The organism is Lysinibacillus sp. OF-1 (genome assembly GCF_028356935.1).
Taxonomy (GTDB): domain Bacteria; phylum Bacillota; class Bacilli; order Bacillales_A; family Planococcaceae; genus Lysinibacillus; species Lysinibacillus fusiformis_D.
In genome coordinates this window covers 2,521,803-2,543,633 of the sequence record NZ_CP102798.1, presented here as the reverse complement: position 1 = coordinate 2,543,633, position 21,831 = coordinate 2,521,803, and the positions used below count along the sequence as shown (strand labels likewise).

Genomic DNA, 21,831 nt, shown 5'->3' with positions numbered 1-21,831 from the left:
GTGCAATTGTCTTCTAGAGACCACTGCACAGCTCCTTTTATTTAAATAAATTAATGGTTGTAATAATAATAGGAATCCCAAACACGTCGATTAAAAAGGCGCCGACAATTGGTACAACAAGAAAGGCTTTTTGAGAAGGTCCGAAGCGTTGCACAACAGCTGACATATTTGCCATAGCATTTGGCGTTGCCCCTAAACCATGTCCTGCAAAACCAGCTACCATCACAGCTGCATCGTAGTTTTTGCCGAGTAGCTTAAACAAAACGAAGATACTAAATACGACAATAAAGAATACTTGCACAAAAACGATGATGAATAATGGTAGCGCTAAATCAGCAATTTCCCATAATTTGATACTCATTAATGCCATTGAAAGGAACACGCCTAATGTTACATCCCCAATTAATGAAATGCTTTTCATATTAATTGCTTGAGGTTTAACTTTATCCATAATATTACGTACTAATACAGCCACAAACATTGCGCCTACATAGCCTGGTAGGACGAAGCCTGTTGCTTCTGAGAATAATGTCCCAACATATGTGCCGACAGCCATGCTGAACGTAATCAATAAGACTTGTGTAAAGAACGAGTCAGATGTAATTTGTTCGTGTTTATTTTCATATTCGACTGCTTCAGCTTCTTGTTCATCAGGTGTTAAATTGTATTTACCGACTAAATATTTGACAATCGGACCACCAATTAATCCACCAGCAACTAGACCACAAGTTGCGGCAGCAGCCCCAATCGTCATGGCTGAGGAAATGCCCAAATCTTCTAATGTTTGTCCAAATGCGGCAGCAGCCCCATGACCACCTTCCATGGAAACAGCACCAGCCATCATTCCGATTAAAGGATGAATCCCCATGAGGGAGGCAAGTGATACCCCAATGACATTTTGCATTAAAGCAAGGAAGCCACAGGCTAGCCAATAAATAACTAATAATTTTCCTCCGAGTCTCACTAATTTAAAGCTTGCCCCTAAGCCTATCGTTGTGAAGAACGTAATCATAAATAAGCTTTGCAAGGACGTATCGAGCGATATTTCTAGAACACCAGTTGTTTTTAAGATGGTAGCGAGAGCAGCGAACAATAAACCACCTACCACTGGAGCTGGAATACAAAATCGCTTTAAAAATCCAATTTTATTAATAAGAAAGCTTCCCAATGCAAAGAGTGCGACGGCTAAAAACACCGTTGTTATTTGATTAATTTCGATCATGAGCCTTGCCCCCTAAGTAAGTTGTTCAGTGCTTCATACACAAAATAAGCACCTAATTTAACCGTTCGTCCATTTTCATCTAATAACGGATTGACCTCACAAACATCAAATGAATGTGTATGAGGATGTGCAGTGACTTTTTGTAGGATCGTGCGTACAGTTGATGGGTCAAGTCCAAACGGTGAAGGTGCACTTACACCTGGAGCAAACGCTGCATTCAAGACATCCATACATAAGGTTAAAAGAACATAATCATGTTGATCCATATAGTGTTGTAGCTCATCCAATAATTGCTGTTGGTTGGCTACTGTCATGTGATCTTCAAACACATACTTTACCTGTAATTCATCCGCTTTTTCGAACAGTTCTCTTGTATTGCCATAGCGTTGAATACCGACAACAAAATAATCAGCATATGGATCCTGTTCTAAAATTTGACGGAACATAGTACCAGAAGAAGGTTGTTCATCGTATGGTCGTAAATCAAAATGAGCATCTATATTAATAATGCCGATTTTAGCATCCTTTGATAATGCCGAACGAACACCTAAATAATGGCCATAAAGTGTTTCATGACCGCCCCCAAGCACAATACATTGACATTTTTTTTGCAATACTGTTCCGACAATTTCACCAAGCTCACGCTGCGCTTCCTCTAAATCATGATTAAGACAAACGATGTTGCCAACATCAATGATTTGTTGATCATCCTCAAATGTCCACGGTAAACTAGCTAGTCCTTCCCGTAGTGCGTTCGGTCCATTGGCTGCTCCTAAACGACCCTGATTTCGACGTACCCCTTCATCGCAAATAAAACCAACGAGTGCAGCCCTTTTCTTATCTGAAGCGCTTACATCATTAATCGCCAATCTTTTTACTTGTTGATGTAAACGAAAACTGCTTGTATTTGTCGTTGAATCTATACGGCCTTTCCATTGTTTTTGATCTGTCAGTGTGTACATAATCCTATTCACCCCATTGTTAAAATTATTGTAGAAAAAGTATTGTTGTAATTCATTATATATTCACATAATTATAATTACTAATATATAATTAATATTAACTTATAGCTTTTAACTATAAATGAAGGAGGATTATATAAGTGGATATTAAACAACTACACTATTTTATTGCTGTTTCAGAACAAAGAAATTTCTCGAAAGCCGCAGAAAGACTGCATATTTCGCAGCCTTCCTTAAGTAATGCTATCAAAAAATTAGAACAAGAGATTGGTTCCCCCTTATTGGAGAGAAATACTAGAAATCTGCAATTAACAGAAGCTGGAGAGCTACTTTTTGAACGGGCAAAAGTTATTGTGAAAAATATGGAAGTATTGAAAATTGAAATGGATGAAGTCATTGTTCATGGCACGAGGGACATCACCATTGGTGTTATGGAATCGATCAAGCATTGGTTGCCTAAAGTAATCGCTAACTATAAAAAGGATTATCCACAAATGAAGATTCATTTAGTCGATATTTTAGGCAGTAAACGTGTGAAGAAATCGTTAAAAAGCTATAAAACCCATTTAATCATAACGAATCAGTTAATGGATGATCCAGAGTTGGAAGTCCAAACCTTATATGAAGAGAGGTTGGTTGCAGTGTTACCCTTACACCATCCGTTAGCCAGGAAAGAGACTTTAACCATCTCGGATATTAGTGAAGAGCCATTTATTATTAGTACCGAGGGCTTTCAAACAAGACACGATATTTTAACGATGTTTGAAAAGGCTGGGAAAAACATCAACATACAATTTGAAATCGAACGTTTTGAAACGGCTGTCTCACTAGTGCGTGAACAGTTAGGGATAACGATATTACCTGAAAACTATTTGCAAGGACCAACAGCCAAAACCATTGTAAAAAAAGAGATTGAAGGTGCAAATTTAAGTCGCAATGTTTATTTAGTATCTTTAAAAAATCGTCATTTACCATTGGCTATCCGACAATTATTGAAAGATATTTTGCATTCTTTTGAAAATAAGATGCTATAACATGCAAGCAATCCTTAAGACATATTTTTTCTGTTTTATTAGAAAATTCATAATAGAACATTGCTTTACTAGAAAAATAGCGGTAACATTTAATGTAAGAATGAAAATGAATATTCATTCATTTTATGTTGTTGAAATAAGATTATGGCAATAGCAGAAAAAGACTTTTTGGCAAGGCGAAGGGTTGATTTCCGTTCCGCCAGCGTCCTTTCCAGCGTGCGTCCGATGAGCCGCTTCACTCACTGCATTCTCTCTAGGGTCTCACCTGTGACGTTAGTGACGCTAGCTCCACTCCAATCAACCATGTGGTAAAAGTGTCTTTTCCTTCTCTTTCATACGAGCCGTAGTGAACAAAATAGCCCTTTATTTTCAATGTGAAGAAGTGGTAAGTGACAACACATCTCCATAAAGGGTAGTGAATAACTTCACTTTAGTTGAAAACCTTGCTAAAAAGAAACATTTATATGAATTGGAGTGGAAGGGGGATAGTGAGACAGGCGAGCCTCTAAACGGAGCGGAAGCGGCTCGTCGCTCGCCGACAGGAAAGCAAGTAGCCTGCAACGGAAATCCATTTTCACCTTTCACAAAAATGCTATGGATGGTTTTGTTTTTCAACACGATGAAAATGAATTTTCATTCATTTTTAAAGTTCAAGCAAAGGGGGTATCTTCCAATGAATTTTTCTTATAGTGAAAAAGTTGTGAAGTTACAGGACAAGCTAACGAATTTTATGGAGCAATACATTTATCCAAATGAGGCTGTTTATGCAGCGCAGGTAGAGGCTATGGAGGATCGTTGGGGAGCGATTCCACCCATTATGGAGGAATTGAAACAGAAGGCACAACAGGCGGGATTGTGGAATTTATTTTTGCCAGATAGTGAATATGGAGCAGGATTAAGCAATTTAGAATACGCCCCTTTATGTGAAATTATGGGACGTTCACTACTGGCACCAGAAGTGTTTAATTGTAATGCACCAGATACTGGAAATATGGAAGTGCTTGTACGTTATGGCTCAGCACAACAAAAAAAGCAATGGCTTGAACCATTGTTACGAGGAGAAATACGGTCATGCTTTGCGATGACGGAGCCCGCTGTTGCATCTAGTGATGCTACCAATATAGAGGCGAGCATTGAGCGAGATGGCGATGAATACATTTTAAATGGCCATAAATGGTGGACGACAGGTGCTGGGGATCCTCGCTGTAAAGTGGCCATTTTTATGGGTAAACATAAGGATACAAATGCCCCTATCCATGAGCAACAGTCTATGATTCTCGTACCGATGGATACACCAGGGGTAAAAGTAGAGCGTATGCTGACTGCTTTTGGCTACGATCATGCACCAGAAGGACATGGTGAAGTTACCTTTACCAATGTACGTGTACCAGTGGACAATATTTTATGGGGAGAAGGAAAAGGGTTTGCCATTGCTCAAGGTCGACTAGGACCGGGAAGAATTCATCACTGTATGCGTCTCATCGGTGCTGCGGAGCGCGCATTGGAGGAAATGTGTGTGCGTGTTCAGGAGCGACAGGCGTTTCATCGACCGTTGGCAGATCAAGGAGTAATGCGTGAGCGTATTGCTGAATCTCGTATGGATATTGAGCAAGCAAGACTTTTAACATTGAAAGCGGCCTATATGATGGACACAGTAGGCAATAAAGAGGCTAAAGCTGAAATTGCTATGATTAAGGTAGTGGCACCAAATATGGCACTAAGGGTTATTGACCGAGCCATCCAAGCATTTGGTGCGGCTGGTGTTGGGCCAGATACGACGCTTGCTGCACAATGGGCAAACTCACGAACATTACGTTTAGCAGATGGTCCTGATGAAGTACATCGTAATACCATTGCTAAATTAGAATTGAAAAAGCATGCGAAAAAACAAGAGGAGCTGATGAAATGACGGTCCTAGAGTTATTTAGCTTAAAAGGTAAAACAGCGATAGTGACAGGTGGGGGACGGGGACTCGGAGCGCAAATTGCTCAAGGATTTGCAGAGGCTGGGGCCAATGTCGTCTTATGCTCAAGAAAAGTGGAAGCGTGTGAGGAGATTGCCATAGCACTTGAAAAGCTAGGTGTTCAAACATTAGCACTAGCCTGTGATGTCACAAAACCAGAGGATATTGCTAATGTGGTGGCTAAAACGATTACTACATTCGGTAAAATAGATATTTTAGTCAATAATAGTGGTGCTTCATGGGGGACACCTGCCATTGATATGCCCTACGAAGCCTGGCAAAAAGTATTTGATGTCAATGTCAACGGGACCTTTTTGATGAGCCAAGCAGTGGGCAAAATTATGCTGGAGCAGAAAAGCGGCAAAATTATTAATATTGCTTCCATCGCAGGACTTGGGGGCACACTTCCCGCCTTTATGGATACCATTGCCTATAATGCGAGTAAAGGGGCCGTTATAACCTTAACGAAGGATTTAGCTGTTAAATGGGGACCACACGGTGTCAATGTCAATGCGATAGCACCTGGATTTTTCCCAACGAAAATGTCCAATGTTTTAATTGAACGAGGACAGGACTATTTGATGGACGTTACACCGTTAAAACGTTTAGGCTCAGAAAATGATTTGAAAGGTGTGGCGTTATTTTTAGCAGCACCAGCTTCAGACTATGTAACAGGTGATGTCATTGTTGTAGATGGGGGCATGAGCTCTATCATTTAGGGAGGGAATAAAATGGATACGATGCAAGTAAGGGCAAGTGAGCGTTTAGATGTGGACAAATTACATGCCTTTTTGGCAAGCTATTTTCCTGAGCTACCACAGGGTGAACTTGAAATTTCGCAATTTAGTGCAGGGCATTCCAATTTAACGTATTGTTTAAAAATAGCTGATTTCGAAGTCGTTCTTCGTCGTCCACCGCTTGGACCAGTAGCCAAGAAAGCACATGATATGAAGCGTGAATTTACAATTTTATCAGCATTGCATCTGTTTTTAACAGCGGTTCCAAAGCCATATGTCTATGTAGAGGATCGAGATGTTATTGGTAGCGACTTCTTTTTAATGGAGCGCAAAAAAGGTATTGTTCTCGATACGCATTTTCCAAATGGGACAGAGCCAACAGAGGAGCTAGCCCGTCAGTTGTCCGAAATGATGGTAGACTCTTTAGTGGCGCTTCATGCCATTCCCTACCAAGACACAGCGTTAAAGGATATGGTGAAGCCTGATGGATTTATGGAACGACAAGTTCATGGCTGGATAGAGCGCTATGAAAAGGCCAAAACAGCAGAGCATGCGGAAGTAGCTATTTTGACAGAGTGGTTAAAAAATCATATTCCTTCCAATAATGAGGCAACCATTATTCATTATGACTATAAATTAAATAATGCGATGTTTTCTGAGGACTATGCCGAAATGATTGGCCTTTTTGATTGGGAAATGACGACGGTAGGGGACCCATTAGCCGATGTCGGTGTAGCAATGAGCTACTGGATGCATGCGGATGACCCGAAAATGTTGTTATATGCACTGGGAGAACCACCAGTAACCATTTTACCAGGCTTTTATACGCGACAACAGTTTATTGAACGATATGCGGAGAAAAGTGGGCGAGATGTTTCGACTATTCATTATTACTGTACATTTGCTTATTTCAAATTAGCCGTTATTTGTCAGCAAATTTATTATCGTTATGCTAAGGGGCAAACACAGGACGACCGCTTTGCTCAGTTGGATAAAATGGTCGCTGCACTCATACAACAGGCTTCTAAATCGATATAAATTCTAAAAAACGGTTACTTTTTACTAAGTAACTGTTTTTTTATTGCTCTCAATAACAGATTATCCGACATTATAAAATATAATTATTTATAGCTACTCGCACCAACCCTTCTTAATAGCCAAAACAACACACGTAAAAAAATTAAGAGAGATGGAATGTATGTTCTTATTTTATCACATATGCCTTCTTTTTGCGAAAAAAAGGATTTTATATAAAACAACAATATTTTATTGTTTATCGATAAATAATTGTTGACTTAGAATGTGTATAAAGCTATTATAACAATAGTGAATAGGTGTTTGATAATTGATCAAATACAAATTTAAACAAATAGATGGAGGAAGCAACAATGAAAAAATATTTACTAGCTACAATTCCAATGGTACTTGGGGTTTTATGTTTATTTATAAAGGGGATTATTGGTGATGAAATATTAGCGGATGGAACGATCGTGGAGAAGAATTTCTTTTTCATTCCATTAAGCTATCTATTTTTCTTTAGTGGCATACTGACATTCTTATTTATGGCCCTTTTTTCAAAAATAAAAAATATGAATGTCGCAAAATAATGCTAAAACAGGCCCTAAATAGGAGCCTGTTTTTTTACGACCATATTTGATCAAGTTTATCGCTGTAATAGTGAATAGCTTTTTTATAATCTTGAATGCCCTGATGATTGGTTGTACGTAATAATGTCTGAAGTAATGTCTCCATCGATTTTACATGGTTGCCAAGATTGTAAAGTGTCATGGCATAGAAGACCTTGACATGCTCGGCTTCAGGGAATTCGTGAATGGCTTGTATAAAGATTTGTTCGGCTTGCTCATATTGCCCTAATGTCCGATAAGTGCTACCTAAACCAAGATAAGCATCTATTAAAACATCTGGTTCCAGTCCTAATTTAATCGCTTTTTCATAATGGGGGACTGCCTCCTTTTCTTTTCCTAAAGAATCAAAGGTCCAGGCACATTGAAATTGATAGTAAGCATTTTCAGGATGTTCCTTGACTAGTCCCACCATCAATTGATTTGCTTCCTCAAGCTGTCCGTTTTTTCTCAATGTGATAAGATGTGCTATTTGTTTATCCATATTATTAACCCTCTCGTTATATTTTATAATAAATTACCATTCGCGAAAATAATCTTCAATCAACAATTCGAATGAATCTACTAATAGCCTCATTTCTCCCGAATCATGATAACAAATGAAAACCTTACCTGATGAATCGATAAAAATGGGATTGCCCTCACCATCCATTGAAAAGACATAGCTAGTGTCTAGAATGTTTGGAGATAGAACATCTTTGTATTGGTGACGAAAATCCAGGGTTAGTTAAATCGACAAAGGTTTTGTTTCCAATACTAGAGCCATTAGAAAAAGCATGAACTGCTATTCCAGCATAGGCACCCCCAAATATTTCAATGAATGTTACATAATCAGCATGAAATTGTACATGAGGTTGCTGCTGATCTTCTTGGCTAGCTGGAGTGCCTACTAAGGAATGCTGATCCTTTTGTTTATTATACATGATCTCGAATTGCTAGAAACCTGTAGGAATGGTATTGTTTATGTCATAGTAACATTCATGAGGTGATAGAATGCTAGAGCGTTCAATGGAAAAGACACGGGAACATCAAGAGGAAAGGGAGTGATTAAACAAAACAAGAAAAGAGGATTAAGATGATGACTTATCAAAAAATAATTTGTGATGGATTTGAATTAAATTATTGTATAAAAGGGCAAGGTCAGCCGATTTTGGTGGTGGGTAGCAGTGTTTATTATCCGCGTTTGTTCTCTGAAAACTTTTCCCAACATTTTCAGCTTATTTTTTTAGATCATCGAGGATTTGGCAAGCCAACTCGTGCATTTAAACAAGCTGATTATACATTGGATAAAATAGTGGAGGATATAGAGCATGCAAGACAAATCCTAAAGCTAGATGACTTAATTATTGCAGGGCATTCGGGGCATGCATTTATGGCGGTGGCGTATGCCAAAGCCTACCCTCAGCATGTTCAAAAAATGATCCTATTAAATACAGCAACAACGAACAGCCAAAAGAGACAGCAACAAAGTTTGTCTTATTTTGAGGCATATGCAAGTGCGAAGCGTAAACATCAATTTCAGCAGGATATTGCTTTATTGGAACAGGATCTAAAGAGAGAACCTGAACGACGTTTTGTTCATATGTGTATTCGGATGGGTGCACATAGCTTTTATGATTACACATTCAACGCTACCTCTACATGGGATGGCGTGTATCCGAATATGGAAATCATTGATTATCTTTGGGGTGTAGCTTTTGCTGAGCAGAACCTTTTACAGCAAATACATCACTTAAACATGCCGATTTTTGTCGGTCTAGGTAGGTATGATTATTTAGTTGCGCCTGTATCATTATGGGATGCAATGGAGTGTACTCCTCATGTAAAGAAAGTTATTTTTGAAAAAAGTGGTCATAATCCTATGCTGGAAGAACCTGAATATTTTGATGAACAATTAATTGCATGGATAAACGAAGGATAGTTATTTTTGGCTGGTGATGCTTTTATAGCAAATAACCAGCCTTTTTCCTTTCTTTAACCATAAAAAAGGCTACTCCCAAAAGGGAAGAGCCAAAGTATTAGCTTGCAGAACAAGCTTTGCGTATCGCATCAATTTGTCGACAGTCAATCATCACAGGAACGGCTTGATCATCTATTTGAAGGAAATACCCACAGCAACTTTGCGAATCAAGATAGATAAAGTAAATACTTAAAAATTGACAGCCGTTCGAGAGGTATACATCGACTAAAGTTCCAGGTTTAAAATATTCTAAATGATGGCAAATACAACTGTCACACTGCTTTTTGGCTTGCTCCTTCTTCTTATATGTTTTTTCATATTGGGGGCTATTATAGTATTTGATTGTATATGACTCTTCCTCATCCACATGATGATCGATGTCAGAATAGTAACCTGAGCAAAAATTCTTTGAGGCACAATAGCATTTAGCAAACTTATGATAATTATTAAACTCCCAATTCATTCGTGTTAAAGATCTGTTTTCATCCATTCCTTAAACGCTCCTTTATGGTTTGAATGTCTTGCTAGCACGAGGCACCTATTTCTAATCTATGTCAAAGAGCATTTGGGAGATGGTAAAATGTCCAATTGTTTGTAGAATAAAAGAAAAGACTAGACTCACAAGTAGAGTCTAGCTTTGCAGATCATGTTTGCAATCGCCTTGCAATAAACTATATATTTCTAAATCGACAACTCCTTTACCAGACCATAATGAAGCTTGTCTCAATAGACCCTCTTTTAAAAAGCCATTTTTTAGCAGGACTTTTTTCGAAGGCTCATTTAACGGCATGACCTCAGCTTGAATTCGATTAACATTTACATCCTCTAATAAAAATTTCACAATGATTTCGACTGCCTCTGTAGCGATGCCTTTGCCCCAAGATGTCTCAGCTAAATAGTAACCAATTGTTACCATATCTACTTTTTGATTAAAGTCCATTGCTTCGATAATACCTACTAGTTTTTCACTTTGTGATTTTTCGAAAATACCCCATTTAATTCTGCTTTTCTTCGAATAATCTCGTTCAAAATGAGCAATCATTTTTTGAACAGTTTGTAAGTTGTGTTTTGGGATGATTCCGCAGTACTCAAATACTTTGTCATTATCATAAATGGCAAATAATTCTTGTAAATGGGATTCTTCTATTTTTTTTAATTCCAAAGTTGTTGAATGTAAGATTGGGAATTGTTTAAATACTTTTTCAATAATCATTGATGTTGCTCCTTTTTATTCTTTAATGGGAATGTATATTGTCATCTTCATATCATGTGGATAGATAGATTGCATGACATCGGTTATTTCAAAATCAGGGCCTGCATCTCGCTCATAATTAGAGTTTGGTAGCCATACTCCGTAAATGTAACGTCTTGTATTTTGAATTCCTTCCGCAGTGCTATTCAATGTGAATTCCGCATATTTACCAGCAGGAATTTCAAGGTGAACGAAGCCTTTCTCTAATTGCTCCTCAAAGCAATGAACTTCCTCTCCTACAATAAAGGAAAATTGACCATCCTCTTGAAAACCTGTAGAAATGCCATATGCCATATTAGGGGCTACCTTATGTGAGATTCGCTCATAATACTGCTGTTGGCCAAAATCTAAATAAAAGCTTGGGATGTCTGCATAATACTGATCGTTTTGTAAGGACGTTTTGTATTCATAGCCAGTGATACATTTTTTAGGTAATTGAAGTATTTCTGGTCGCTGCATAGGGAGTTCTCCTTCCAGTTTATAATCCAAAAAGTTCATTTTGGTTAGAAGTGGTATGGAGTTGGCTCCTTTTCGGTACTTAGCAGGTGTGACGCCAAAATATTGAACGAATGCTCGTGTAAACGCCTCTTGAGAACCATATTGAAAGTTGATCGCAATTTCCAGTATGTTCTTGGGAGTAGTTACTAATAGAGAGGCCGCTTCAGAAAGCCTTCTGTTGCGAATATACTGCTGTACCGAAAATCCTGTAATAGCTTGAAAAAGTCGTTGGAAATGAAATGCAGAAAAGTAAGATTGGGAAGAAATAGCTGTGATCGTTAACTTTTCCTGTAGATTGTCCTCAATAAACTCTATGGCGTTTTGTATTCTTTCAAAATAATCCATACCATCATCCTTTCTCGACTTAATAGTACTGTTTCAGCGAAAGTATTTTTTGATAATTTGTGCTAATTTGTACATTAAATGGTCATCAACATGAAATCAATAGAAATATTGAATTAAACGTTCAATTCAAATTTACAAGATAATGATAGTTAGCTCTATGTTCCCATTTTTCTTTGGCATAATATGTTCAGCGAATTACACGTATCTTAAAACAACCTAATCAAGAAACGTCACTCATTACATTTGAAGCGGCTGTTAATGGAAATGACCAGCACTCTGAAAAAGAGTCTGGTCATTTTTGGTTGCTTAATTTAGTTTTAATTTTGTAGCAGTCCCGATTCCTTTTGTATGAACATCGACCTTAATACGAACGATTAGCTCGGGATAAAGGGTTGGCCAGTCTTTTTTTATTCGATTCCATGCATGGTAGTCCTCTCGGTGTAGCACTTCACTAAATTTTAAAATGTCGGCTTGATAGGTTTGTTGGATCGTATGAAGCGTGCGTTCTAAGCTCTCTTTAATTTGTCTACTCGTCTCTTTATTTAATGCATCGATAGTTTCAGGTTTCGTTAAATCCAGATGACAACCTACCTCAGCTATGTTTTGGTCAATATCAAGTTGAATCGTAATGGAAGGGCTGTCATTTTGAAAATGGCCCGTCACTTTTGTTGAAGAATTGATAATTTCTGTCGATATTTTTCCTTGCTCAGGGCAGGCAATATTTTCAAACGTGCTTTTTATATGATTGTTTAAAAAATTATAATCTCTGCTTTCTTGTTCGGTTAAAAAGCCAATTAGCTTATAATTTTTAAAAACGGCCATTCCACCATATTGTAATTGTACAGGGCTCTCAATTTTTTCTATATTGCTAATAGATTTTCCAATATCCGCATCTCCGAGTATTTGAATAGAAGGTAATACGGCACTATGATCAATACCACCTAAAGATTGGACTAAATCATCTAAAATTACAGATTCTGTCGTTCCCCATGCAGCTTCTGAAACCTTTAAGGATTTAAACATTTTACTGGCAGGAACATCCTCTAGCGGTGTTAAAACACTTAAAATTTCTTGTGCAGTCGATTCTTGGGTAACGATAATGTTAAATTCGCTCCGACCCTCAGCATCTCTTTGAAATAAATCCAAAATGCTATTCATTCCTTCTTTAGCCATTTCCTCTCCAATAATAATGATCTGAGCATGTGCATAATAAGGCTTCCTTGGCGTTAGCGTTGTTAATTTTCGAATGGCATCAAATAAGGATTTTCCCTTTGCGTGATAGGTGAAAACAGGAACTTGAAAGCTGGTTGCTTTGTTCGAGGCTACTTGACTAGGGTTAACGATTTGAACGGAGATTTCAACAAGCTCGTCTGATTTATCGACCCCAACAGCCGTAACAATGGCTAATTCGTTTAACTCTCGTTTATTCCAACAGCCACCTAGCAAGAGAATCACGCTAAGCAGTAGGATGAAAAATAGTGTGTGTTTGATGATGGGCACCTCCTCTAGGAAAAGGGCTAAGTCATTTCCGATACTATTAAGGATAAGCAAAAGCCATGCAAAATAATCGATATCGACGAGATTCTTTTTGGAGGAAAGTAAAGTATGGAAAGGGAACCTGTATGTATAAAAGCGGGGAAATGGAGGAAATGGCAATCAAGGAAGTAGAAATAGGTGTAGAAATCATTTTTATCCTAATAAAAGAACCCAAATTATCGGCAAAATGGTATGAGGACATATGGTCATTTAAGCTTCTATATAATAGAAGACGGGGCAGCTATCATGAAAAACACCGTCATTTGTTTAGTAAAAGCGAAGGAACACCAGCCATTACGTTTTCCAGAGATACATTTTGGGGTCGGTAAATATTTTAATTTCATGTTGCACAAAATCGAAGAGACCTATCAATTTTTAGTGGACCCTGATGTGAAAGTCAATGCTCTAGGAGGGGAGGGAAAAACAAAAGATGGAAATCCTTTAGGGGTTTATCAATCATAAGCGGGTCACTGCATGAACAGTGACCCTAGTAACAAGTCTTGGAGGTGTAAGGCTAATTAGCTTTACACTACTATAGTATACTGCTTCTCTATATGGCAGTAGTTAATTGCCTGGGAAATAGAAAGAAAATTGAGAATTATGAAAAATGCTGTTCAACCCCAAAAAAAGGAAGTAGCAGTGTACCATAGGCTTTCTATAAATTATGTGATGGAACAACTGGAAATGGTGAGTTTCATGACACCTTTTATAGTAACCATTCACCAGACAAGCTAGGCATTCAATACAGTGTGAAAAATAAAGGCACACAACAATTTAGTTGGAAAATGATTGACTCAGATGGCAAGCTATGGGCTCAAGGGACATTAGCAGCTGGAAAAGCACATACGGCAATACTGGAAAAAGGAAGCTATACTATGCCAGAAGGAATGTATTCTATGTCCATTATTACGATAGATGGTGCGGAGGGCATGTTTGATTTTGTTGTAAAATTGGTGGAATAAAAACTTTTTAAAATAGATGTAACTTTTTTAAAACATCACTCGTCTAACTCATTAGTAGAATACAAAAACTAAAGCAAACTAGTAACATTCACTTTTCACAAAGGGACCAGGAGCACATTTTTCGTGTTTTCCTGGTCTTTTTGTGTAGCATTATCGATTTTTAACGAAAAAATGAAACCTTTATGGAATTTAGACGTATTCTTAATTGAATCAAAAGCTAAGCAAAATTAGTAAGATTCACTTTCACTAAAAAGGCTAGGACCCACATGAGGATGTAGGGATCTAGTCCTTTTTGTATATTTGTATAGTGATCAAGAAGATTTTCATAGTGTTGAAAAACAAAACAAGCAATAGAATTTTAGTAAAATAGCATCTTTTTCAACAATATGAGAGGACCAGCGCTCATGGAGAGTGACTGGTCCTTTTGTTTACTTGCTCTGCAAAGTATTTTATAGAATAAACACTATAAAATTTGAAAGGGCAATTTATTTTCTCGAAAAACCATTAAATCCCCTTAAAAGTTTATTGGAAAATATTTTAACTTGTTCAGTGCTCCAACTTATCGTAGTATTATAACGAATCAAAACTAAGCAAATTAGTAAGATTCACTTTCACAATAAAACCAGATGCTCCTCAAAGATGAGCACCTGGTTTTTTGTTTTAGCGGTCAACTATTCATATTAGCTGATATTTTTAATTTGTAGTAGCATACAGACAACAAATCAATCCGTCAGAAAATATGATGCCTCCGATCATTCTAAAGCAGGCTATACAGCTTTCCATCATGCTGGCAGCTATAGGGGTCTTATTCTTCAATGGTCTCTTCATACGTTTTACGACCCGGGTTTATTTTTGTTACTTGGATCGTTATGTCCCCAATGGAATCCTTTGTTAAAGGGATTTTTCCATCTTTCTCTAACTTTTTCCACGTCTTGACGTTGGAGCGATAGAGATACTCTGAAAAACGATAAATATCAACGTCCAACTTTAAACCTTCCTCATAGGTTGTCAATATTTGTTTTTTTACTTCTTTTATAATATTGGCTCTCACCTCATCAGAGTTTATTTTTCCTTTAAATCCATTCAAGGTAGCACGCAAATGAATCGTAATATCAAATGTCACTTGATTATTCTTAATGACAGGCTTCACTTTGACATCTAATTTATCTAAATCAGCGGTTAGATAATCTCTTTCGCCACCTTCTAATTTAAAGGTGACCTCTCCGCGACTAGTTTCATTATGCATCCATTGATTGCCTTTTGCTGCAGAATTCTTAATAAAGCCTTTAAAGCCATCCTTTGAGAGAATTCCTACACCTGAGAACGTTGTTTCTTCAACTTCTTCATCCATCGTTTCCCAATCTTTCATGATGGACACGTAGGGGATACTGACCTCATGGCTCGGTTCATTTAAACCAATAATTAAATTTCTTAAGTTTTGAGGCTCAATAAAGGATTCTTGTTGCGTTGTATTGACAGGATTACTTAATTTTGAAGAAGTCAGAGAATTTCTTAAAATCGGTGTGATAAGCATGACATCTTTAATGGGGTCCGTTGTACTGTAGACCCAAATATGATAACGAGTCTCTCGAAAACGAATGAACGTATCAATCACAGGGATACTTCGTTCATTTTCCATGGCTCGTTCTGTAAAGAGCAAATACCTCATATGCCCCCAAAAAATCTCCTGGTCAGAGGAACGATACAATTTATAAATTGCTTCTTCCACGGTTTTACCTTCAGCAAAGCCTACTTCAGCAGGTGCAACATTGCCACTAGGCTGATCGGATTTCGCTACATCAGCAAAATTAATAATTTGTAAATAAACCTTGTACTGATTATCCTCATAATCTACTCCAACGGCATTGACATAATACATTCTTTGAGGCTCCGTCACATCCCAACAACCAGTCATAAAAAAGGCAGACGTTAAAATGAATAGGAGAAATACGATATGTTTTTTTGTCATCATGTCCCTACTTTTATATTTGGTTAGTTATCAAATAGTTTTGACAAAAATATAAGGATTTATAAGTATGAATGTTGAATAGAGAATAGGCTATGACGGATGTGAATATTCGCGGAGAGAAGTGAAATACTCGCGGAGAGGAGTGAAATACTCGCGAAGAGGAGTGAAATACTCGCGGAGAGGAGTGAAATACTCGCGAAGAGGGGTGAAATACTCGCGAAGAGGGGTGAAATACTCGCGAAGAGGGGTGAAATACTCGCGAAGAGGGGTGAAATACTCGCGAAGAGGGGTGAAATACTCGCGAAGAGGGGTGAAATACTCGCGAAGAGGAGTGAAATACTCGCGAAGAGGGGTGAAATACTCGCGAAGAGGAGTGGATTCTCACGAACGGAGTAAATAACTTATAGCGCGGTACAATATAAGAGAATGTGTTAATGTAAGTCGCATTAACACACATCGTTTACTTATTTATTCTCTACTAATATGATTAAAAACATGGGTCTCCATTAGTTTATCCTACATTGCAAGAATATATTAGTATGTCCTCTGGTTCTTCCATGAAACTGATTATTAATACTGTCTGAAGTAAGCAGTGGAATGCATGGACAGTGTAAGATGATATTTTCGGTAACTTCACGACACATTATCACAGAGGAACATTCGTTTTTCCTGAACCTTTTGCAGCATTTTTCAGAAAGATCCTCAGCTAGTACAAATTTTTTATACACTACAAACCCAGTAAAATAGCTCCCATCTCTAAAAAGGTAGATATGAGAGCTAAATTCCTATGGTATCGCAGCAGTTGTAACCCAGTTAAGTTATGGCTATTTGAAAAATTCAAGAGATATTATGAACGCTCCAACTAACTCAATTGAATAATGGACAAGGAACGATTCGCGTAGTTAGCGATTGGATTGGCCGATGAGGCACTTACTCCTACTAGATCGCCTGCGGATAATGAAGCTTGAACAACATAGGTAGAACTGCTTCTATTTAACACATTAAAAATAGCGAGACCATCTAGAAAAATGGGTTGTCCGTTGACGGTAATACTAACTGTAAAATAGGATTGTAATGGATCAGGTTCTACTGTCGTTTGAGCATTTATCGATATCGCAATTTGATAGACGCCATTGCTTTGCACTACTAATTCATTTCCAGATGGACTTACTGTTACATTAGATAAAGGGCCCACTTGCTGAAATGGAATAGGTGCCGCAATAGGGGATATAATTTCTAAGGTGTCACCTCTTATGGATCCATAACTTAAGACACCAATATTGGGTGTGGGAACAGGACCAGGAATAGCAATAATTTTGGGGAAAGAGTTTGTTTCTTTTTGACAACAGCCCATATTTATATGTTTATAAGACATTAACTACCCTCCTTTTTATTTACTAAAGGTAGTATATTCGACACTTAATTCAGTAATTGGACGAACACCTAAAGCCCAGTTACTCATATTCGAGCCTGGGCTTTTCTCATGTTTGGAGAATATAAAAAGCTATTTTCTTGCCTGAATCAAGGTGAACCAGCTTTTGCCATTCAATGTTCCGGAAACATTGTAAACAGGCTGATAGAAGCCTTTTGTATCATACATATGCGTAAGCTCTATTAATTCTATAGACAGTTGATCGCCTTTTTTTATTGTAAGTTCTTCGTCTGTTACGAGTGCATTATATTTTATTTGCGGAAATTCGCCATTCTTAATACGTTCATACACTTCTGTAGGGGACAAAATGTTTACTTCCGTTATAAATTGATGGTTACGTAGATTAGATGATAAGGAATATACATCGCCATCTGGTTTCAGCCCAAGACTTACTTCCCCAAGCCAATAATCTTTGTTGATATTAGCGCGATCTGGAAGTGTCCATTCTAATTCACCATTCTCCCATACAGTAAACTCTGCCTCTTGAGGGAGGAGAGCAAGTTCGTCCATTATTGCCTTCGCCTTGTTAACAGAATCTTGTCCTGCTGCTGTAGTTTGGTCAGGTGTATACAGATTCTCTGTTAATGACCAATTGCCCTGTGAACTGATAAATAATGTATAAGGATTACCTGTGTTGTCTGCCAATAAAATTTCGCGATCCCCTCTATTTTCCGTTGTACTCGTTACGGATAAACCTAGTTTTTTTTGCAGCAAGGTTTCAACTTCGTCATTCTTCATTATTTTCTTATACACGGGGGCAACTGTGGGTGCTGTACTTAAGTCCAATGAAGTGGAGACATCAACACCTGACATATTCGATTTTGTATAGGCATTTATTGCAAGATGACCAAACTCTTGTTGGTTGTAGACAATCATCATCCCAACAAAAATCAAACCCATTATGAGTGGGATGGCCAGATTGCCAATTAGACTTTTTATTTTTACTTTTTTATGCTGAACAATGGAAGCCACAAGTCTATATAACTGGTATCCGATAATCCCACCAATTGAGTTGTTGATTAAGTCATCAAGCTCGAAAATTCCCGCTCCTGTAAGTGTTTGATATGTTTCAATGGATAATGTAGCACTGACGACTACGAGAAAAAGCCACTTGAATAGTTTAAATTTAGGGAAAAGCAGGGGCAAGAAAACGCCTAATGGTACAAACATTAAAATATTAAAAATACAATTTTGAAGATCTCGTAACGAATATTTTTTCCATGCATCGATATAACCACTAAATGGTTGGAGATTCATCTGCAGAAAATGAGAAGAGCCTCGGCCAATAATTGTTAACTCACAAACAAAAACAATATAGCCGATGAAGAGTGCTCCAAGCATAAGTTTTTTTACGTGGTTTCGTTTCCGAACGGATGGTTCCTTTTTATTATAAAAGAAATAATAGAATGCAATGAGTAAAAACTCAACACCAATAATAATCATTACTGGCAGCATTAAAGATTGAATGTTATTGATAATTTCTGTTACGCCCAATTTAAAACGCTCCTAACTGATGATTTAGCTTTTCTTGATGTAATATTGTCGACTTTCCTTATTGTAAATGGAAATTATTAATAATTATTGAGAATATTTATGAAGATTTCTTAAGATTTTGCATCAGCTATACAGGCTTAGGGTGCTGATTTTAATCCCCTAGTGTGGCGTCGTTAATATAAGAGCAAAAAAGGCAGAAGTCAAATTACGTTTGTCATAGCAATAAACCACTTTCATTGCTGTATAACTCTGTAATTATTATAATGAATAGCAATAACTGGTAAGGAGATGGTGGAATGAGTAAGAATTTCATTATATTTGGAGCGAGTCAAGGACTGGGTGATGCATTTGTCAAAGGTTTACCCGTCATGGGAGACTCTGTATGGATCGTGTCACGTTCTCGACCTAAAAGCTTAAATCTCAACGATGGTGTCAATCGTCATTGGCTCGCTATTGATTTGTCCAATCAGCAATCAATTCCAACTTTAAAAGAGAAGGTAAAAGACATTCCTTTCGATGTATTAATTTACAATGTTGGCGTATGGGAAAAGCGTGGATTCGAGGATGACTATACATTTGATTTGGATGAGGTCGTAGATATTTCAAACATAATCAATATAAATTTAACTTCTACAATTACATATATCCAAGCGCTTTTACCAAATTTAAGACAAGCGGAAAATGGAAAAGTGATTTTAATTGGCTCAACAGCGGGCTTAGATCACACGAACAATGCACAAGTTTCATTTGTTACATCTAAATTCGGCTTACGTGGCATTACCAATGCCCTTCGTGAACATTTAAGAAAGGATAAAATTTCTGTCACATGTATTAACCCAGGGGAGCTAGCAGCAGAAGTACCTTATGAAGAAGGGGCAGAGAAAGCAATTCATTTATATGAAGGGACTCGTATTCCTGTACAAGATATTGTATCAATTGTGCAATGTGTCATCCATTTATCACCTGTTTCATGTGTAAAGGAAATTACTATTCCTGCAATAACGGATTTGAATGCTTGATGATCGCCTGTTGCTCAGAAAGCATTGTAGCGGGAGTTAATCTTCTATTTGCAATCGAATAGGGCGAATAGAGGATATTGCCGATGCAGTAACGTTTCTGGCTTCCACTGATAGCAACTGGATAATAAATGTTTCTGATGATTTTCGTTTATAAAACGCAATAATACTGTGAAGTTCCGATAAGGGGAAAAAACATTGCTTTTCATGCCTAACCTCAAGAAAAAATGGATATTCCAAAATTTAAACAGTTTAGGACTAGACAAAGGTGATTTTACATGGTATATTGTATTCAATAGAATCATCCGAAAAAAAAGATGCAATGAATTCACATATTACAAAAAGTAATCGTGTTTTGATAGATGCTTTTTGTGATATGTGTTTTTTTATGAATGTGATTTTATTTAATTTGATTAATGGAGGTCATTTACATGACACAAGGTACAGTAAAATGGTTTAACGCAGAAAAAGGTTTTGGTTTCATCGAAGTTGAAGGCGGACAAGACGTATTCGCTCACTTCTCAGCTATTCAAGGTGAAGGTTTCAAATCACTTGAAGAAGGTCAAAAAGTTGAATTCACAGTAGAAGAAGGTCAACGCGGACCACAAGCTGCTAACATCGTAAAACTTTAATTTTTAATGAAACATACCACTCTTAATTGAGTAGTATCAGACTGCTGACAAACTCAAATTTGATGTTTGTCAGCAGTCTTTTTTATAAACGAAACTAAAATCGTGAAGCAGCTATCTTTTATCAACTATCTTACCTCTGCTAAATACTCCTCTTCAATCAAAAATCCCTTTTTATGTAATTTCGTTATTTCTTCTAAAGTTGAAACACACAAATTCTTAAAAGTTTATGAATTCAGGACAATTAACAAAAGAATAAAATAAATAATTAATGAAATAAAAATGGAAAATCGTCTTTTTTTCAGGTTGAATAGATATCTTGAATTAGTACTCATATCTCGTACAATGCCGTTTTCTTTAAACATGTTACAATACTCGCATTTCTCCAGTACTGAACCTTCTCTAAATTAAGCAATATCATATTCTGAGACGTGTCCCATCACAGAATCCAGCAGGCGAAACAATCCACTGTTAAATAAGAAAATTTTTACGTCGTTATTATATTTCGGAAATTTCAAATAAATGAATGACCAAAACCTAATTAAGTGGTAAAGTATAGAAAAATGAATGGAGAATGATCTTATGGAAAAATGGAAAAGGGTTGAATTAAAGCATTTTTCAAGTGAATATATGAAAGAATTGAACTCTTTTGTACTTACAGAAGAACAAAAACAATTTTCTGCCCTTCCAAGCAAATTTGGAGAAATTAATGAAGGACAGTATCGTATTGTCATTTTAAGTGATAATACACCAGTGGGTTTCTTCCTTCTCAATACAAATGAAAGAGTAAAGAAATACTCTACTAATTTGAATGCAATGTTATTAACTGCATTATCAATTAACCATACAGAGCAAGGAAAAGGTTACGCAAAACAGGGAATGACCTTACTAGTTGAGTTTGTGAAAGCAGAATTCCCTAATTGCGATGAAATTGTTTTAGTTGTAGACAAAGATAATATACCAGCACAAAAACTATATTTTAAAGTAGGATTTGAAGATACAAATGAGAGACTAATAGGACGAATCGGCGAAGAAATCATCATGAGACAATTCATAAAATAAAGTTAGATCACAAATAAAATCGTCACCAGAGCTAATTTTATATTTGAGGCTTAAATTTTTTAAAGTTTGCGAAAAGATTTCCCTCCCTTGATATTTTTTATGACTTTAATAGTAG

Annotated in this window: 21 protein-coding genes and 1 pseudogene; 12 read left to right on the top strand and 10 right to left on the bottom strand. The window is 37.1% G+C overall.

All coding sequences use genetic code 11. The annotated features are described in order from the left end of the window. Nucleotides 1-37 precede the first annotated feature (37 nt). Together gltS and hutG are read right to left on the bottom strand one after the other, a co-directional pair. Nucleotides 38-1,222 carry a sodium/glutamate symporter gene (gltS, locus tag NV349_RS12455; protein WP_058843652.1) on the bottom strand — a complete coding sequence of 395 codons (1,185 nt, stop codon included), beginning with the start codon at nt 1,220-1,222 and terminating at the stop codon, nt 38-40. Next, nucleotides 1,219-2,184 carry a formimidoylglutamase gene (hutG, locus tag NV349_RS12450; RefSeq protein WP_271910087.1) on the bottom strand — a complete coding sequence of 322 codons (966 nt, stop codon included), beginning with the start codon at nt 2,182-2,184 and terminating at the stop codon, nt 1,219-1,221. Before hutG ends, gltS begins: the two co-directional genes overlap by 4 nt. A 140-nt stretch (nt 2,185-2,324) precedes the next feature. Here hutG and NV349_RS12445 point away from each other — a divergent pair, with 140 nt between their 5' ends. The 5 genes from NV349_RS12445 to NV349_RS12425 all read left to right on the top strand — a co-directional run bounded on the left by NV349_RS12445 (nt 2,325) and on the right by NV349_RS12425 (nt 7,525). Continuing rightward, the gene (locus tag NV349_RS12445; protein ID WP_101966727.1) at nt 2,325-3,218 is read left to right on the top strand and encodes a LysR family transcriptional regulator; all 894 of its coding nucleotides are present in this window, start codon (nt 2,325-2,327) and stop codon (nt 3,216-3,218) included. Nucleotides 3,219-3,891: 673 nt separating this feature from the next. Further along, nucleotides 3,892-5,127 carry an acyl-CoA dehydrogenase family protein gene (locus tag NV349_RS12440; protein WP_271910085.1) on the top strand — a complete coding sequence of 412 codons (1,236 nt, stop codon included), beginning with the start codon at nt 3,892-3,894 and terminating at the stop codon, nt 5,125-5,127. Then, nucleotides 5,124-5,900, top strand: coding sequence for an SDR family oxidoreductase (locus tag NV349_RS12435; RefSeq protein WP_036117118.1), 777 nt, complete (start codon nt 5,124-5,126; stop codon nt 5,898-5,900). Before NV349_RS12440 ends, NV349_RS12435 begins: the two co-directional genes overlap by 4 nt. A 12-nt stretch (nt 5,901-5,912) precedes the next feature. Further along, the gene (locus NV349_RS12430) at nt 5,913-6,956 is read left to right on the top strand and encodes a phosphotransferase family protein (protein WP_271910083.1); all 1,044 of its coding nucleotides are present in this window, start codon (nt 5,913-5,915) and stop codon (nt 6,954-6,956) included. Nucleotides 6,957-7,306: 350 nt separating this feature from the next. Continuing rightward, nucleotides 7,307-7,525, top strand: a complete 219-nt coding sequence (locus NV349_RS12425; RefSeq protein WP_036117114.1) for a DUF3955 domain-containing protein — start codon at nt 7,307-7,309, stop codon at nt 7,523-7,525. 34 nt (nt 7,526-7,559) lie between these two features. On the opposite strand, the gene NV349_RS12420 is transcribed toward NV349_RS12425, so the two are convergent. Next, on the bottom strand, nt 7,560-8,045 hold the full coding sequence (locus tag NV349_RS12420) for a tetratricopeptide repeat protein (RefSeq protein ID WP_058843653.1): 486 nt from the start codon (nt 8,043-8,045) through the stop codon (nt 7,560-7,562). A gap of 591 nt (nt 8,046-8,636) precedes the next feature. Between NV349_RS12420 and NV349_RS12415 the strand changes: the two genes are divergently transcribed. Further along, nucleotides 8,637-9,482: an alpha/beta fold hydrolase gene (locus NV349_RS12415; protein WP_036117103.1), complete on the top strand. Its 846-nt coding sequence runs from the start codon at nt 8,637-8,639 to the stop codon at nt 9,480-9,482. A 97-nt stretch (nt 9,483-9,579) separates the two neighbouring features. Here NV349_RS12415 and NV349_RS12410 read toward each other — a convergent pair whose 3' ends face one another. The 4 genes from NV349_RS12410 to NV349_RS12395 all read right to left on the bottom strand — a co-directional run bounded on the left by NV349_RS12410 (nt 9,580) and on the right by NV349_RS12395 (nt 13,116). Next, nucleotides 9,580-10,011: a hypothetical protein gene (locus NV349_RS12410; RefSeq protein ID WP_271910082.1), complete on the bottom strand. Its 432-nt coding sequence runs from the start codon at nt 10,009-10,011 to the stop codon at nt 9,580-9,582. 141 nt (nt 10,012-10,152) lie between these two features. Then, nucleotides 10,153-10,734, bottom strand: coding sequence for a GNAT family N-acetyltransferase (locus tag NV349_RS12405; RefSeq protein WP_036117099.1), 582 nt, complete (start codon nt 10,732-10,734; stop codon nt 10,153-10,155). A gap of 15 nt (nt 10,735-10,749) precedes the next feature. Then, nucleotides 10,750-11,616 carry an AraC family transcriptional regulator gene (locus tag NV349_RS12400; protein WP_089932693.1) on the bottom strand — a complete coding sequence of 289 codons (867 nt, stop codon included), beginning with the start codon at nt 11,614-11,616 and terminating at the stop codon, nt 10,750-10,752. A gap of 306 nt (nt 11,617-11,922) precedes the next feature. Next, on the bottom strand, nt 11,923-13,116 hold the full coding sequence (locus tag NV349_RS12395; RefSeq protein WP_089932925.1) for a Ger(x)C family spore germination protein: 1,194 nt from the start codon (nt 13,114-13,116) through the stop codon (nt 11,923-11,925). Nucleotides 13,117-13,398: 282 nt separating this feature from the next. Here NV349_RS12395 and NV349_RS23165 point away from each other — a divergent pair, with 282 nt between their 5' ends. After that, nucleotides 13,399-13,614 (top strand): hypothetical protein, encoded by a 216-nt coding sequence (locus tag NV349_RS23165; RefSeq protein ID WP_334312302.1) that lies wholly within the window; start codon nt 13,399-13,401, stop codon nt 13,612-13,614. Nucleotides 13,615-13,901: 287 nt separating this feature from the next. Beyond that, complete coding sequence (locus NV349_RS12385) at nt 13,902-14,114, top strand: hypothetical protein (protein WP_089932695.1); 213 nt, start codon at nt 13,902-13,904, stop codon at nt 14,112-14,114. 805 nt (nt 14,115-14,919) lie between these two features. On the opposite strand, the gene NV349_RS12380 is transcribed toward NV349_RS12385, so the two are convergent. From NV349_RS12380 to NV349_RS12370, 3 genes are all read right to left on the bottom strand, one after another. Further along, nucleotides 14,920-16,086 (bottom strand): Ger(x)C family spore germination protein, encoded by a 1,167-nt coding sequence (locus NV349_RS12380; protein ID WP_080717011.1) that lies wholly within the window; start codon nt 16,084-16,086, stop codon nt 14,920-14,922. An 859-nt stretch (nt 16,087-16,945) separates the two neighbouring features. Continuing rightward, on the bottom strand, nt 16,946-17,458 hold the full coding sequence (locus tag NV349_RS12375) for a hypothetical protein (protein WP_101966725.1): 513 nt from the start codon (nt 17,456-17,458) through the stop codon (nt 16,946-16,948). 129 nt (nt 17,459-17,587) lie between these two features. Further along, on the bottom strand, nt 17,588-19,009 hold the full coding sequence (locus NV349_RS12370) for a VanZ family protein (RefSeq protein WP_101966724.1): 1,422 nt from the start codon (nt 19,007-19,009) through the stop codon (nt 17,588-17,590). A gap of 296 nt (nt 19,010-19,305) precedes the next feature. Between NV349_RS12370 and NV349_RS12365 the strand changes: the two genes are divergently transcribed. The 4 genes and pseudogenes from NV349_RS12365 to NV349_RS12350 all read left to right on the top strand — a co-directional run bounded on the left by NV349_RS12365 (nt 19,306) and on the right by NV349_RS12350 (nt 21,716). Beyond that, nucleotides 19,306-20,028 (top strand): SDR family NAD(P)-dependent oxidoreductase, encoded by a 723-nt coding sequence (locus NV349_RS12365; protein ID WP_101966723.1) that lies wholly within the window; start codon nt 19,306-19,308, stop codon nt 20,026-20,028. A gap of 40 nt (nt 20,029-20,068) precedes the next feature. Continuing rightward, nucleotides 20,069-20,182, top strand: a pseudogene (locus tag NV349_RS12360) (short-chain dehydrogenase); the annotation flags it as partial. A gap of 274 nt (nt 20,183-20,456) precedes the next feature. Next, nucleotides 20,457-20,657: a cold-shock protein gene (locus NV349_RS12355; RefSeq protein WP_004225195.1), complete on the top strand. Its 201-nt coding sequence runs from the start codon at nt 20,457-20,459 to the stop codon at nt 20,655-20,657. 579 nt (nt 20,658-21,236) lie between these two features. Further along, the gene (locus NV349_RS12350) at nt 21,237-21,716 is read left to right on the top strand and encodes a GNAT family N-acetyltransferase (RefSeq protein ID WP_036117084.1); all 480 of its coding nucleotides are present in this window, start codon (nt 21,237-21,239) and stop codon (nt 21,714-21,716) included. The last annotated feature ends 115 nt before the right edge of the window (nt 21,717-21,831 follow it).

Coding starts and splice junctions, on each gene's coding strand:
- gltS (WP_058843652.1), bottom strand. CDS start 1,222: ATGATCGAAATTAATCAAATAACAACGGTGTTTTTAGCCGTCGCACTC.
- hutG (WP_271910087.1), bottom strand. CDS start 2,184: ATGTACACACTGACAGATCAAAAACAATGGAAAGGCCGTATAGATTCA.
- NV349_RS12440 (WP_271910085.1), top strand. CDS start 3,892: ATGAATTTTTCTTATAGTGAAAAAGTTGTGAAGTTACAGGACAAGCTA.
- NV349_RS12435 (WP_036117118.1), top strand. CDS start 5,124: ATGACGGTCCTAGAGTTATTTAGCTTAAAAGGTAAAACAGCGATAGTG.
- NV349_RS12430 (WP_271910083.1), top strand. CDS start 5,913: ATGGATACGATGCAAGTAAGGGCAAGTGAGCGTTTAGATGTGGACAAA.
- NV349_RS12425 (WP_036117114.1), top strand. CDS start 7,307: ATGAAAAAATATTTACTAGCTACAATTCCAATGGTACTTGGGGTTTTA.
- NV349_RS12420 (WP_058843653.1), bottom strand. CDS start 8,045: ATGGATAAACAAATAGCACATCTTATCACATTGAGAAAAAACGGACAG.
- NV349_RS12415 (WP_036117103.1), top strand. CDS start 8,637: ATGATGACTTATCAAAAAATAATTTGTGATGGATTTGAATTAAATTAT.
- NV349_RS12410 (WP_271910082.1), bottom strand. CDS start 10,011: ATGGATGAAAACAGATCTTTAACACGAATGAATTGGGAGTTTAATAAT.
- NV349_RS12405 (WP_036117099.1), bottom strand. CDS start 10,734: ATGATTATTGAAAAAGTATTTAAACAATTCCCAATCTTACATTCAACA.
- NV349_RS12400 (WP_089932693.1), bottom strand. CDS start 11,616: ATGGATTATTTTGAAAGAATACAAAACGCCATAGAGTTTATTGAGGAC.
- NV349_RS23165 (WP_334312302.1), top strand. CDS start 13,399: ATGAAAAACACCGTCATTTGTTTAGTAAAAGCGAAGGAACACCAGCCA.
- NV349_RS12380 (WP_080717011.1), bottom strand. CDS start 16,086: ATGATGACAAAAAAACATATCGTATTTCTCCTATTCATTTTAACGTCT.
- NV349_RS12375 (WP_101966725.1), bottom strand. CDS start 17,458: ATGTCTTATAAACATATAAATATGGGCTGTTGTCAAAAAGAAACAAAC.
- NV349_RS12365 (WP_101966723.1), top strand. CDS start 19,306: ATGAGTAAGAATTTCATTATATTTGGAGCGAGTCAAGGACTGGGTGAT.
- NV349_RS12355 (WP_004225195.1), top strand. CDS start 20,457: ATGACACAAGGTACAGTAAAATGGTTTAACGCAGAAAAAGGTTTTGGT.
- NV349_RS12350 (WP_036117084.1), top strand. CDS start 21,237: ATGGAAAAATGGAAAAGGGTTGAATTAAAGCATTTTTCAAGTGAATAT.